Annotated in this window: 14 protein-coding genes; 5 read left to right on the plus strand and 9 right to left on the minus strand. The window is 41.1% G+C overall.

Annotated elements, in window-relative coordinates:
• Positions 1–68: 68 nt before the first annotated feature.
• From AC59IL_RS10305 to AC59IL_RS10320, 4 genes are all read right to left on the minus strand, one after another.
• Positions 69–938 (minus strand): sugar phosphate isomerase/epimerase family protein, encoded by an 870-nt coding sequence (locus AC59IL_RS10305; protein ID WP_496552036.1) that lies wholly within the window; start codon positions 936–938, stop codon positions 69–71.
• Positions 939–1,022: 84 nt separating this feature from the next.
• Positions 1,023–1,526, minus strand: coding sequence for a hypothetical protein (locus AC59IL_RS10310; protein WP_496552037.1), 504 nt, complete (start codon positions 1,524–1,526; stop codon positions 1,023–1,025).
• A 156-nt stretch (positions 1,527–1,682) separates the two neighbouring features.
• Positions 1,683–2,357 carry a hypothetical protein gene (locus tag AC59IL_RS10315; protein WP_496552038.1) on the minus strand — a complete coding sequence of 225 codons (675 nt, stop codon included), beginning with the start codon at positions 2,355–2,357 and terminating at the stop codon, positions 1,683–1,685.
• Positions 2,344–2,859 (minus strand): RNA polymerase sigma factor, encoded by a 516-nt coding sequence (locus tag AC59IL_RS10320; RefSeq protein WP_496552039.1) that lies wholly within the window; start codon positions 2,857–2,859, stop codon positions 2,344–2,346. The genes AC59IL_RS10315 and AC59IL_RS10320 overlap by 14 nt, the downstream gene beginning before the upstream one ends.
• A gap of 212 nt (positions 2,860–3,071) precedes the next feature.
• On the opposite strand from AC59IL_RS10320, the gene AC59IL_RS10325 reads away from it, so the two are divergent.
• Positions 3,072–3,440, plus strand: coding sequence for an arsenate reductase family protein (locus AC59IL_RS10325; protein WP_496552040.1), 369 nt, complete (start codon positions 3,072–3,074; stop codon positions 3,438–3,440).
• 102 nt (positions 3,441–3,542) lie between these two features.
• Here AC59IL_RS10325 and AC59IL_RS10330 read toward each other — a convergent pair whose 3' ends face one another.
• Together AC59IL_RS10330 and AC59IL_RS10335 are read right to left on the minus strand one after the other, a co-directional pair.
• Positions 3,543–4,145 (minus strand): transposase, encoded by a 603-nt coding sequence (locus tag AC59IL_RS10330; RefSeq protein WP_496552041.1) that lies wholly within the window; start codon positions 4,143–4,145, stop codon positions 3,543–3,545.
• A gap of 472 nt (positions 4,146–4,617) precedes the next feature.
• Positions 4,618–5,145, minus strand: coding sequence for a transposase (locus tag AC59IL_RS10335; protein WP_496552042.1), 528 nt, complete (start codon positions 5,143–5,145; stop codon positions 4,618–4,620).
• A gap of 239 nt (positions 5,146–5,384) precedes the next feature.
• Between AC59IL_RS10335 and AC59IL_RS10340 the strand changes: the two genes are divergently transcribed.
• The 4 genes from AC59IL_RS10340 (at position 5,385) to AC59IL_RS10355 (ending at position 8,776) form a co-directional block, all read left to right on the plus strand.
• Positions 5,385–6,242, plus strand: coding sequence for a DUF6089 family protein (locus AC59IL_RS10340; protein WP_496552043.1), 858 nt, complete (start codon positions 5,385–5,387; stop codon positions 6,240–6,242).
• Between the two features lie 193 nt (positions 6,243–6,435).
• Positions 6,436–6,777, plus strand: a complete 342-nt coding sequence (locus tag AC59IL_RS10345) for a hypothetical protein (RefSeq protein ID WP_496552044.1) — start codon at positions 6,436–6,438, stop codon at positions 6,775–6,777.
• Positions 6,778–6,888: 111 nt separating this feature from the next.
• The gene (locus AC59IL_RS10350) at positions 6,889–8,055 is read left to right on the plus strand and encodes a sensor histidine kinase (RefSeq protein WP_496552045.1); all 1,167 of its coding nucleotides are present in this window, start codon (positions 6,889–6,891) and stop codon (positions 8,053–8,055) included.
• Positions 8,048–8,776 carry a LytR/AlgR family response regulator transcription factor gene (locus AC59IL_RS10355; protein ID WP_496552046.1) on the plus strand — a complete coding sequence of 243 codons (729 nt, stop codon included), beginning with the start codon at positions 8,048–8,050 and terminating at the stop codon, positions 8,774–8,776. Before AC59IL_RS10350 ends, AC59IL_RS10355 begins: the two co-directional genes overlap by 8 nt.
• Before the next feature lie 80 nt (positions 8,777–8,856).
• Here AC59IL_RS10355 and AC59IL_RS10360 read toward each other — a convergent pair whose 3' ends face one another.
• From AC59IL_RS10360 to AC59IL_RS10370, 3 genes are all read right to left on the minus strand, one after another.
• Positions 8,857–11,208 (minus strand): ATP-dependent helicase, encoded by a 2,352-nt coding sequence (locus AC59IL_RS10360; protein ID WP_496552047.1) that lies wholly within the window; start codon positions 11,206–11,208, stop codon positions 8,857–8,859.
• 239 nt (positions 11,209–11,447) lie between these two features.
• A complete protein-coding gene (locus tag AC59IL_RS10365) occupies positions 11,448–11,801 on the minus strand; it encodes a hypothetical protein (protein WP_496552048.1) in 354 nt (117 codons plus the stop codon).
• Positions 11,802–12,099: 298 nt separating this feature from the next.
• Entirely contained in the window at positions 12,100–13,965 is a 1,866-nt protein-coding gene (locus AC59IL_RS10370) for a M1 family metallopeptidase (RefSeq protein WP_496552049.1), read from the minus strand.
• Between the last annotated feature and the right edge of the window lie 205 nt (positions 13,966–14,170).

Here is a 14,170-nt window from a genome sequence, read left to right on the forward strand (position 1 = left end):
AGTCAGAAAGAAAAACGCATCCACTCTACTGTCTGTCTTTCGGACTTCCGGACTTTCGGTCTTTCGGACTACTTAATGATATTCTTCTTCAGGTATGCAATACTTTTAGCCGTGCTTTCAAGCGGTGGACCGGGGCACACATCCTGCTCAACAAAGAAGTACTTCATGCCGCTTTGTTTGGCGTAATTGAATATCTTTTTGTAATTGATAACACCGCTGCCTACTTCGGTAAAAAACTTTTTGGGCGTGTTGTCCATGTCTTTCACGTGCCACATGGCAAAGCGACCGGGATATTTTGTAAACAGGGCAATGGGATCTTTGCCGGCTTTGGAAGCCCAGTAAATATCCAATTCAAAAAACACCAGTTTGGGATCTGTTTCTTTTAAATAAATATCAAAGCCTGTTTTACCTTCTACATTGGCAAATTCAAAATCGTGGTTATGATAAGCCAGCTTCATACCGGCTTTTTTACAAATTTCACCGGCCTTGTTTAGTCCGGCAGCCACTTTTTTAAAATTATCGGCTTTGTTACGGTATTGTTCTTCGAGCCAGGGAATAACAATAAACTGCTGTCCTATGGCTTTGGCATCATCCACAGCGGTTTTCCATTTATCTTCCCAGCCGTTTTGTAAAAATATACTAGCGGGAAATGTATGTCCGCTGGGGGATGTTAAACCGTTTGTTTTTAGCGTGGCAATCAGTTCGGCCGCATTCAAACCAAACCATTTGCCATCGGCATAGCCAAAGGTTTCAACAGTTTTATAGCCTTGTGCAGCCACTTTTGCCAAAGTGCCTTTGGCATCTTTGCCCATTTCGTTGCGCAGGGTGTATAATTGCAGCCCAATTTTTTGTTGTTCTTTAAACCATTCTTCCTTGTTGATGAGTAAACCGGCGGTAAGCACAGAAGTTTGCCGAATAAAATCGCGACGGGTTGGCATAACAAATCGTTTTAGTGAAATTACTTAAAATTTCACTTGTATTGATTATGTTACAGCAGATGGGTAGTTACAGTAAAAAAAGTATCAGGCCGTAGCGGAAACACGTGCTGAATCCTCTGCAACAAGAACCTGAAACCAGGCAATTGATATTAACAAAAATGATTCTTTGTTTACAGGCTGGTGAAGCAGTACCTCGCCGCGATTGTTTTTTGAAAATGAGTTGGATTTCAGTTGTATTACTGGTTCATTTTTATCATTGAACCAGTTCCATCTTTTTTTCCAGAAGCCAACCGGTTTTAAAAACCAGTTATTCCGTTCATCGCTAGTAAAGGTGAGCTTGTTATCCCAGCATAATTTAATGCGGCTTTTGGTATAGGGCGATTGCTGTGCATCTACTTCAAGAAACTGTTTAAAAAAACCGGTTTTTTTAAACGTCCAGGTCAATTCTCCGAAACTGGCTTTGGCTTTATAGCAAAAGGCTTTTTCAAAATTCAGCACACCTACAACTTTATTATTTACGCAGAACTGAAAATAACGTTTAAACGTGTGCGGTTTTTGAATTTGTATTTGAAGCTCAGGTATTGACATAAAATAAGATTTTCTTTTGCCAATTGCCTGTTCCGTCTTCCGCCACTATGCTCTGGCGTATGTGCCTAAGCTAAGGCGGCACTTGGGTCGCGTAGTTTCAGCAAATAAAGGCCGGCAGGCAGTTTTACCTTTGCTTATTGTTCATTCACTATTCCCTTACTCAACTTCTTCCATCTGATACAGCAATTCCTTCAGCTTTTGAATATGCTGACCGTACATTTTATTAATCAGCCAGCGGTTTACAAAATAGGTGCTGATGGTAAGACCAACTCCAATGGAAACAAACAAAAAGAAAAAGCGGCTATTGGTAATATGATTTACGATAGGAATTTGTGAAACTGCAACAACACCTCCATCGGTCGGCAGATCGTTTATCGGTGCAGTACCCGGACTATCCATTAAAATAATAATTCCGGCAGCAAAATAAGCAAGGGGGGTAAGAATGGTTCCGGCAATAAAATAAAAGCGAACGTATTTTTCGAGTGTAACCAGTTGTTGTTTCAGATTTGATTTCACTTCGCAGGCCACACACTGCATTTGTTTCAGCAGTTTGTTTTTGTGATAGTAGTAAAATAAAAAAGCAAGGCCTACAAAAAACAACAATAAAGCAAGTTCCCAGTATAAACGCTGATAAGTTATAATGTACCAGATGGTAAGTGTATAAATTATCAGTAAGGCGGCAAGCTCCCTGTTCAGGTTGCGTTTCAACCTGGTGATTGCACTCTGCGACCGTTTTTGCAACATGGACAAAATAGGTACTTCTTCTTTGCCTGGTCGCAGATCCTGTTCATCGAGGTTTTTCCATAAATCTTTCAGGCTATCCAACTCCATGTTCAACAGATTTAGTGAGTTTACGTAATTTTTCTTTGATCCGGTTCATTTTCACTCTCAGGTTATTTTGATTAATGCCTAAAATATCTTCCATTTCTTCGTAACTCTTGTCTTCGAGGTACAGCATCACAATAGCCTTTTCTATTTCAGTAAGATGGTTAATAGCTTTGTATAGTTGCTGCAATCGTTCTTCCCGTTCATTATTATACTGTATATCCTGAATTTCGGTTGGCAATGATTCCGGCTCTACGGATTTTATGTGCTTTTTTTGTTTGCGCAGGTCAGATATTGCCGTATTCAGGGCAATACGATATAGCCAGGTGCTGAATTTTGAATCGCCCCTGAATCGTGGATAAGCGCCCCAAAGTTGTATTACGATTTCCTGGAACAGGTCCTGTTTATCGTAATCAGATGAGCAATACAAATTGCACACCTTGTACAACATAGCCCGGTGTTGATGCACTAATGCCACAAACTCATTTTGATTAAGTTTTGCCTGCAAAAGTTTTTGGTTTTAGCGAAAAGATACCAAATTGGTCGGCTAAATACACAAAAAATTACAGTTGAAACACCTTTTTTTCCTGAAACTGAGGTCTGAAGTCCGAAGTCGGAGGTCGGAAACCTGTTGCGACGTATTTTCCCTGAGGATTTCCGCCTTTCCGTTTTTCGGTCTTTTCTGACTTCCGACTTCAGTGTCGTATTTTGCAGTCACTTATGAAAAAAATTTACCATCTGGGAAATTGCACTACCTGTCAGGCCATTATCAAAGAAACAGGCATTAATAATAAAGGCTTTGAAATGCAGGATATTAAAACAGAAGCCATTACACCGGCGCAGCTCGATGCCATGAAAAACATAACCGGCAGCTACGAATCGCTGTTTAGCCGGCGGGCAATGAAATACAAGGAAATGGGTCTGAAAGATAAGGCCCTTACAGAAACCGACTACCGGCAATTGATTCTCGACGAGTACACTTTTTTAAAGCGCCCCGTAACCATCATTAACGATAAAATATTTGTTGGCAGCGAAAAGAAAACTGTTCAGGCCCTGAGTGATAAGCTCAAAGATGACTCGATGGCTTAATGGCTCATTGGCTGTTGAACCCGGTAATCAACCAGGTTGATACATAATTCAACCTGCTGCCCAAAGGGTTACAAACAATCAAACTATTTAGCAATCAAACCATCAGGAAGCCCCATTCTTCAGCAACGACATTCGAAGGGCTTCAAAATTTATAACATTTACTTTCACTAACCCGGGTTTACCGGCATAATCACCGGCAGAGCTGTATAAATAATGTTCGGGCTCGGCCACTATTCCATCACGCACCGGATTTTCATGTATATATAAAACCCGTTCCTGTAATTTATATACCTGTTTAAAATCGATAAATGACGGGTTGGTGCAACTTTGCCACAATTGAAATTTTTCAATTTTTTTAAGGCTCAAACTGAAATTCTCAAACCGTTGCAACATCCAGGCACGCCGAAGATCGGGTTCAATATCTATAGCTTCAAGAATCTTTGTGGTAGTATATTTTTTAAACTCTTTTTCAATCATGGCAAGTCCCGAACCGTTGTGGGCCCTTGCCAGTATATGCAGGTGATTGGTCATTAAACACCAGGCATACACGGTAAACTTTTTTGTTTCGATGCAAAAATTTAAAGCATCTACAATTGCTTGCTTGTAAGTAGGTCTTATAAACACATCAATCCAATCTACTACATTAAAAGTAAGATAGGAGCAATCCTGTTGGTTAAGACCCTGGTTTTTATTTTTATTGATCATACCAGCGTGCTTTTATCAACAATACATTAATAAAATGAATACATCGGGTGATATATAATTATTCCTTTCTATTGAATTGGATCCCGGGTGCGGAAAACACTAATAATCAGGCTCAGAAATAAATTGAAGAATTTAAGGAATGTAATATACTAAATGTTACTTATAAAAAACGCTCATGTTAATACAGGTTTTATAATAAATACACGGATGGCAATGAAGTTTTACCATTAAAATTTGCTTAAACGTTTAAATTGGTTAAAAGGCCCATCAGTTAAGCAATTCATGCCATTTCATAGATCAATTGTTAAATGAATCCTATTTCCAAATCAGGCGGTCGGCCATATGGGTCAGTGATGATAATGTCACTGTTTTGACGCCTTTATCTTTCCTCGCTTTCGACTCCTTTAATTTTTAATATCCTTTAATTCCATGCGGCTTTATTTCATTCAACATATCTGACTTTATGACTCTCTTACTTCCAGTTGTCGAGCTTAACCCGTTGCCTGGGATGGGCACTGCTGTACACATAATGTTGCGGATCATCTACCAGTTTTGATGAAACCGGCAGATTCACTACATCGGTTACATGCCGGGCAAACAATTCTGAACTGTCGAGAACAACGGGATGGTTACCAAACTGCCAGAAGTGATGTTCAGCATCGTGCTGATACCGGTTACTGTAAAAATGAAATAAGCGCATCATCCATTCTTTGCGCTTTTCATCGGGGTTTTCAGAAATCGATTTAAGAATCTGCTTGGCACTGCCGTTTTTAAACTCTCTTAAAATAGTAGAAATATGTTTTTTCTTTGAGGAGGCAACGATAGATATGTAACTGGGCATTAGTACGTATTCATAAACATGCAGACTTTTGTTATCGATACAATAATTTAAATGGTCGATAAGAATATCACAATAAGCATGGCATGTGAACACATCGATCCAGCCAGAAACACTTAAAGTTACTACGTAAGAGCCGAAGGGTGGGGGTTTTTCGTACATTCATATAAGGTAGTAAAGTTTTGGGATTATACCAATCCCGTATCGGTTCTTTGTAAGGGTTCACACGGTTTTTGACATTAATCAACTAATAAGTTATACAAACTCAATTACTTACCCGAATCAGGTCACGCGGCGCTTACAGAGTCCCGGTAACCGGTCTGCTGATGCTAAAATTTTGAAGGCTTTTGCATTTATGGCATAGTTATCGGGGAATATTCTGCTTCAAATATCCATGTCCAATGAAGAATCTGTTACTGCTTTGTTTTGTGGTATTGACGGCAGCTGGTGTAAAGGCGCAGCGTGTTCAGGTTGAACTTTTGGGCGGCGTTTCAAATTACCAGGGCGATTTGCTTCCCATCGTGTTTACTTTTCGGCAGGCGCAACCAGCCTTTAATGCCAATGTAAAATACCAGCTATCCAATCATTTTTATGTACGAGGTGGCATTGCGGCCGGCGCCGTAAGAGCCGATGATAAAAAGAACCGCGATTACCTCCGGATCCGCAACCTGAACTTCCAGTCGCGCATTGCTGAAATAAACGTGGGACTTGAATATGATTTGATCAGTCTTGAAAAATTTCCGGTTACACCATACTTCTTCACGGGCATTGGCCTGTTTCATTTTAATCCATATACATACGATCAAAGCGGTCAAAAAATTTACCTGCAAGCCTTAAGCACTGAAGGCCAGGGATTGCCCGAATATCCCGGTCGAAAACCTTATTCCCTAACCCAACCCTGCTGGCCGCTGGTAGCCGGCATTAAATACGAGCCTTGCATCAATCTGCAAATTTCGGTTGAGTTTGGTTTTCGTAAGTTGTTTACCGATTACCTCGATGATGTAAGTAATACCTATGTTGATGAAGCCGTACTGTTAAACGAACGGGGCGCCAAATCGGCCGAATTATCTTATCGTGGCGACGAGCTTCCCGGTGGCGATCCCAATTACCCGAAAGGATTGGTAAGAGGCAATAAAAATGAAAAAGACTGGTACTACTTTACAGGGCTGAAACTCACTTTCAGGTTGGGAAATGGCGGCATTTGCAATATCGGCCGGGGTTCTTCAAAAAATATGCTGGGCTGCCCGAAAGCCTGGTAACCGGCACTCTAAATATATACTTATCAAGTCATTGCATACTTCGTCGACAAACATATTTTATCGGTCTTCAGGCTGTTTATCTACAATTAACCTGCGTTTGTCGTAACCGTTAGTATAACCGGCTACTTTATAATTTCAGGCCTTATTTAATCAATAGTTTTATCTGGTTAATTCATTCAGTAAAGCTATAGTCATGAAAAAAGTTCTCTTTGTGCTTATCACCTGCACTATTATGCAGGCGCCTGCTTTTGCCCAGCATAAACAACGCGTATCGCCACCCTGGGTATCCGACAAAGGGTGGTGGGTGGTTGAAAGCAATATTCATTCACCCAAACAACACATCGTTTATTTTTACAACAACGAAGGCGTGCTGGTTTATAAAGAAAAACTCGAAGGCATTCGCCTTAAACCCGAAAAAGAAGCCACCAAAATGCAGTTAAAAGATGTACTTGAAGCTTCGGTACTAGCCTGGGAACAGCAACACCTGTTAAAGGAAAACGAATCGCTGGTTATAAACCGGCTGCGAAAAAAATAACGTTCATCCGGTCATCCACATTAAAACTCTTTTGTCGACGAAAAACTGATATACAGCGATATTAACACCCCCGACCCGCTTTACAACAAAAAGGGAATGTAATTTTAATATATGCAATCCATATTGCAATACCCTTTTATATTTTCCGACGAGCCAAAATACCGCATTCGCCGGCATCTGGCTTTTTGGGTGTTCTGGTGGCTGGTTCAGGGGGTGCTGTATTCTGTTATTGGTTTTCCGGAAAAGTATGGATATCTATTACTATTGCTATGCTCTATTCTTGAATCGTTGGCATATATGATAGCGCATATATCTCTTTCATATGCCCTCATGTATTTTGTAATTCCACGATACCTGCTCAAACAAAAATACATTCATACAGCAATTTGGGTATTTATATGTTTTTTAGGAACAGCGCTCATTTCAATCGCTATTTCTGTTACTATCATTCCCGAAATAGAGAGAATCATTTTAAATGAAGATGCTTCCCATCACTATTTACGCATGCGGGCCACTACCCAATTTCACTTGTCGCTTATGGCCGGATTACGGGGCGGCATTACAATCGGAGGTATTGCCGCTTCCATTAAATTAATGAAACACTGGTATGTAAAAGAACAACGCAACCTGCAGTTGCAAAAAGAAAATGCCGAGGCAAAGTTGCAATTGTTGAAAGCACAGGTTCATCCGCATTTTTTATTTAATACACTTAATAACATTTATTCACATACGCAAAACACGGCACCGGTGGCTTCGCAACTGGTAATGGGCCTGTCGGATATGTTGCGATTTATGTTGTATGAATGCAACCAGCCGCTTGTTCCTTTATCAAAAGAATTAAAAATGATTCAGGATTATATTACGCTTGAACAAATTCGCTACGATGATCATCTCGATGTACACATTGACCTGCCTGCCGAAACAAACAATTTAGGCATTGCTCCCCTGCTGCTATTGCCCTTTGTTGAAAATTGCTTTAAACATGGCACCAGCCATATGCTGGAGCAACCCTGGCTGAATTTGCAGGTAACGCTTGAACAAAATAAACTGTATGTAAAGCTGATGAATGGCAAAACAAATAAGGTGGTGAATGATAATCATAATGGTATTGGCATCAGCAATGTACGTAACCGCCTTGCCCTGTTATATGCCGGTAAACACGAACTGACTATTTCTGATGAAGAAGATGTTTTTATTGTAAATCTCTGGCTGCAGCTGGAGCTAATGCCAGAGGTTAAAAAACAAAGCGGTACATTTAAGCTTACCTATCATGAATGACCCGAGAACCATACGTTGTTTAATTATAGATGACGAACCACCAGCACGCGAAATTATTCGCCGTTATGTTCAGGATGTACCCACCCTGCAGCTTGCCGGTGAATGTGCCAATGCAATTCAGGCATTGACCGTTTTACAACAGCAACCGGTTGACCTGTTATTTTTAGATATACGTATGCCGCAGTTGAACGGTACCGATTTTATAAAAACACTCAAAAATCCGCCGAAGGTTATTTTTACCACTGCTTTTTCAGAATATGCTTTGGAAGGTTATGAACTGGATGTAGTTGACTACCTGATGAAACCAATCCGGTTCGACCGTTTTTTAAAAGCAGTAAATAAAGCTTTTCCAATGCACGCTGTTTCAACCGAAATGAAACCGGCTACTGCGGATGTAACAGAAGAAAAGAAAAACGAAAGTTTTGTTTATTTCAGGGCCGACCGTAAAATGGTAAAAGTGATGCTGGATGATATTTTATATATCGAAAGCATGAAGGATTATATAAAAGTATTTACGCTGAACGGAGTTATTATCACCAAACAATCTATCAGTTCGGTTGAGGCCATGCTGCCCGATAAATTATTTATTCGCACACACCGGTCGTTTATTGTGGCTCTTAACAGAATAAAATCATTCACCAACGAAATAATTGAAATCGACAAAACCGACATTCCTATTGGGAAATTATACCGGAATGGCGTGATGAAGATGCTGTCGTGACGTGAAACGTAAAACGTGAAATGGCAAACGGGAAATATAAAATATCGCTGCCGTTTCACCTTTGCCGTTTCACGCCTGACTTAACTAATGATCCTCAGCTTGGCATAATTAAGCATAATCTTTTTTTCGCCATTCAGTTCAAACTTCACAGTTGCAATGGGATTGTGCGCGCTTCCTTCCATTTTCACCACTTCACCAAATCCAAACTTCTGGTGCTCGACCCGCTGACCTACCTGTAAATTCGAAATGTCACTGGCAACAAAATCGGCCGAGGGCACATGTTCAACAGCTTTTTGCTGAGGCTTGGGCGCTACGTATGAAGGCGTTGTGTTTGTTTTCTTCGACGGAGGGGGGCCATATTTTTTCTCTGCCTGATTGGCCTGGTTGCCCCAACCGCCACCGCCATGCATTCTGTCGAAGGCACTTCCGCCGCCGCCCCAGTTGCCCTGGTTGCGCATTCCGCCTCCGGCATAACTTCTGTCTAAATATTTTTCGGGTAATTCATTGATAAAACGGCTTGGTTCATTTTGCACCAGGCTGCCAAATCGATAGCGGGTGTTGGCATAGGTGATCCATAGTTTTTCCTTTGCCCTTGTTATCACCACATAAAACAAACGGCGCTCCTCTTCAAGCTCTTCGCGGGTGTTAATCGCAAGCGCATTGGGGAAAAGCATTTCTTCAAGACCGGCAGCAAACACACAACCAAACTCCAATCCTTTTGCTGCGTGAATGGTCATCAGTTTTACCGTATCGGCATTGGGATCTTTTTCATCGGCATCGGTAAGCAGGGTAATCTGCTGCAGATAAGCGCCCAGTCCTTTATCGGTCACTTCACCTTCTTCGGTATCCGGACTTTCAGTCCACTCCTTAATACTGTTCAGCAACTCCTGCACGTTTTCGTACCGCTGAACCCCTTCGGTGCTTTTATCGTTAAATAACTCTTTTACAAAATTTGTTTGCTTGCCTACATGCACCGCAACTTCATAAGCGTTTTTGGTTTGCAGCATGCTGGCAAAGCTTTTGATCATCGTTACAAAATTGTCGATCGATTCGAGCGTACCTGATTTAAAACCAAATTCGCGGGCGCGTTCAATTACTTCCCACATGGAGATGTTCTGCTCATTGGCAATCAGTACCGTTTTATCGATAGTTGTTTTACCAATGCCGCGTACAGGATAATTGATAATACGCTTTAAAGCTTCTTCATCGCGCGTGTTTACGATAATGCGTAAATAGGCAACGTAATCCTTTATTTCCTTGCGCGAATAAAAGCTTACACCACCGTACATGGTATAGGCAATGCCCATGCGGCGAAGACTTTCTTCAAAAGCACGGCTTTGGGCATTGGTGCGGTATAAAATAGCAAAGTCGCGGTTGTTATAGTGATTGCGCAGCTTTTGTTCCTGAATGGTATCTGCCACATAACGGCCTTCGTCGTTATCGGTCATCATGCGCACCAGCCGTATTTTTTCGCCTTCGTTTTTGTCGGTCCACAAGGCCTTGGGTATCTGCCCTTTATTATTACTGATCACTTCGTTGGCTACTTCGAGAATGCTTTTTGTACTGCGGTAGTTTTGTTCGAGCATTACCACTTTAGCATCTTCATAATCTTTCTGAAACTGCAGAATGTTTTCAATCGTAGCGCCGCGAAAACTATAAATGCTCTGTGCATCGTCGCCCACCACACATACATTTTCGTGCATAGCGCCCAGCAACTTAATAATTTCGTACTGGGCAGGGTTGGTATCCTGGTACTCGTCGATCAATATATATTTAAACTTGCGCTGAAACTTGCTGAGCGCTTCGGGCACATTCTTCAGCAGTTCATAAAATTTCAGCAACAGATCGTCGAAGTCCATGGCGCCGTTTTTAAAACAGCGTTTTACATAAGCATCAAAAATTTGTGCAATAGCCGGGCGATTATTGCGCATATCTTCCTGCTGAATGGCATAATCATTTGCGTATTCAGCCGGACCCACCAGGGCGTTTTTGGCGCTGGAAATACGGTTGTAAACAGTTGCAGGTTTATAATGCTTATCGTCTAAGTGCAGTTCATTCACCACTGTTTTCACCACGCTTTTGGCATCGTCGGTATCGTAAATGGTAAAATTATTCGGATAGCCTATTCTATGCGCTTCGCCGCGTAAAATGCGTGCGAATACGCTGTGAAAGGTGCCGATGTATAAATTTCTTGCTTCGTTGTTACCCAGAATTTTTTCAATACGCTCCTTCATTTCTTTGGCAGCCTTATTGGTAAAAGTGAGCGCAAGAATGTTAAATGCATCTACGCCCGTTGCCATCAGGTGAGCAATACGTGTTGTAAGAACTTTGGTTTTACCACTTCCGGCACCTGCCACAATCATTATCGGTCCGTCTTTATGTAGTACAGCTTCGCGCTGTTGTTCGTTTAACCCCTGTAAATAATCCTGCATAAAAAATAAATTATTACCGTTCAACCCGCTTTATAATGAACCGGTTGTATGGCTGCAATTTACGTGGTTCCCGGCATTAATGACGTTTGAATTAACTACTGTGGGTATTATGCAAATAAAAACGCCTCGCATTGCTGCGAGGCGTAAAAATTTTGCAACATTTCTTCCAAAAAGGAAAAAGTAATATGTAAGATGCGGAATTTATTTCCCGATCAAAAGCTTCAGATACATTGTACCTGTTACGCAGTTGTTTCTTCCAGCGCCAGCGCTTCGGGCTGGGGGGTGCAATTTTTAATGCTCAACTGAAATTTCGTGTTCAAACTAACCTGATAGTTGTTTGAAGCAAACAGGTTTTTGATGGTGGCGTCTTCGAGCATCACAGTAGCCAGGTCAAGGGCCAGCTGCGATGTGCTGATTACATTTGCCACTTTTCCATTGGTGTATTCAATGGTGAATTTGTATCCGGCTTTACGCGCAACACCGGCTTTTTCAAAATCCGGGCGATTAAGATTCAGGGTTTGATCATCTGCTGCCGATTTCTTCATTAAAATTCTGATAATGGGCAGGTACTTAAGCCAAATGTGGGTATACATTATAAAAAAAACGGTTTTACAATGGAATAAAAATCGATTTCTTCAATGGCAGCGAGCTTTTGCAAAGATGAGAATAATATTGCCGAAAAACGAAGGAAATTTAAAAAAAATGTAACGTTGAAAATGACATTAACATTTGCCAATGATTATTGCATCATTTAAATGATAATTTTCAACATTTTACTGCCAAACCCCTGTGCAAAGCCCATTTTGCGCGTTGCGGGTGTGTCATTTATCACTTGCAAGGGTGAAATTACCGGATCCGGCCTGCCATTTTCTTTTCCAGCCTGCCACTACTTCAGTTTTCCCACATGTTATCCTTTTTGTTAACATCAGGCGTATACGTACTTCCCAGCGAAATTGATTTAATTGTCTTTTTTACAGGAATCGAAAGCGTTACGCTTTTCGAGTTTTCCCAAACCGCAACTGAGCGGTGAGCACTTGTTTTTGATCCGTCGGTAAATGTAATGGTCACATCTACCGGAACCGGTTTATCGCCTTTATTTTCAATCAAAATATTGTATGCAGCGGGCTGTTTACTTACTTTTTTTATAGCCAGATCGGGAACGCCTTTGTCGAAAAACCATTTTTTCCAGAACCAGTTTAAATTTTTGCCGCTGCCTGTATTCATGCAATTAAAAAAATCGAATGGTATGGGGTGTTTGCCGTTCCATTGCTGAATGTAATAATGCAGGGCAACTGTAAAAAGCGAATCGCCCAGCAAATCTTTTACATACAAATACCCCAGTCCCGGTTTGGGGTAGGAATTTATAAAGAAAGAACCTCCGGTCATTTGCGTTGTGAGCGTATTGATGGGGGCATCTGTATCGGTACCTGCTAAATTTTCATACCCGTTAACGCCATAATCATCCTTAAGGCTCGTATCGATAATAGATGAAATAACCCATTCGCCAATAGTGGCCCAGCCTTCATCCATCCACCCGTATTTCGTTTCATTGATACCCATATAAAACGGAAACATGGTATGAAATATCTCATGATCTGCCAGTTCAATTGTTTCGGCCCTGCTTTCGAGTGGATTATCATTTACCATCATAGGATATTCCATCTGATCCAATCCATCGAACACGGTTTCGTGCGCGTACGGAAAAGGCCATTTTGGAAATACATAGCTCATGGCCCATACCGTTTTGCGTGAAAAATCAATTACCTCATAATAATCTTTATGCTTTGGATTGAAAACCGCATCAACCCGGGCTCTTCTTTTTGAAACGGGGTCAACGACCAGGCTGGTCGATTTCCACATATAATGATCGCTTACTGCAAAGGCAAAATCGGTAACATTATTAGCGGTAAACTTCCAGGTATTTGTTTGGTTTTGTTTGGTGATATTCTTTTGTTGCAGATCGGCAGTGTCAATAATATTCACCACACCATCCTGCTGTTCGGCCTGTTGCAGTCGCCGGCAATAGGTGTCACTTAAAACATCATTGCAATTGGTGAGATCGCCGGTTGCCCACACCACATAATTGGCAGGAACCGATACCGAAACATTGAAGTTGCCGAAATCGTTATAAAATTCCTGCGGACCAAGGTAGGGCTCCATATTCCAGCCATCTACATCGTCGTACACTGCAATACGCGGAAAAAAGTAAGCTATAAAATCAGCGCCCGGTTCAATTTCACCGGTTCTTATATGAGAAGTTTTATTGAGTGTATACGAATAATTTATGCTTAAGCGAATGGTACCACCGGGTAAAACCGGCGATACAGGCACCATCATATTGGTGCCGTCGATCCTCCATTTTGTGCTGTCTAATGCACTATTATTAATTTGTAACGCTGAAATATGAACGCCGTCGGTTATATCCTGCGGTTTCACCGGCATCATTCTTACATTTCCTTTTTTATATATGTTGGGATACAGCTTAAAAACTATTTGCTGTAATGTGTTCGGACTTTTATTGAAGTATTCAATTTCTACCGTACCATTTATTAACCGGGTATCGGGATTAAAATTTACATTGATGGTGTAATTGCCTGTATTTTGCCAGTATTTACTACCCGGCTGTCCGCTGCTGCTGCGGGTACCTTTTTCATAAGCTGAAAGTATATTGCGGGGAAGGGGCAATGCCACCTGCCCCTGCGAAATTGTGCTGAGTAAGAGAGCAAATAATACAAGCGACCTGGTTAAAAGCATCATGGATCTTTAATTATAGATAAATATACAAACAACAACCCATTGTAATGATAAACCCAACCTCTCTATAAACCGCTGGTACCATCGAATGCCATTAAATATAATGTTTTATAAATACTTTAAATGCCTTTACGTACAGGGATATACTAAATTGAAGCGTATGGCTGAATAATTGAAAGGGGCTTAAAAAAGAACAGGTTACAGGTTC

The sequence above is a fragment of the Niastella sp. sgz303648 genome (assembly GCF_059587045.1).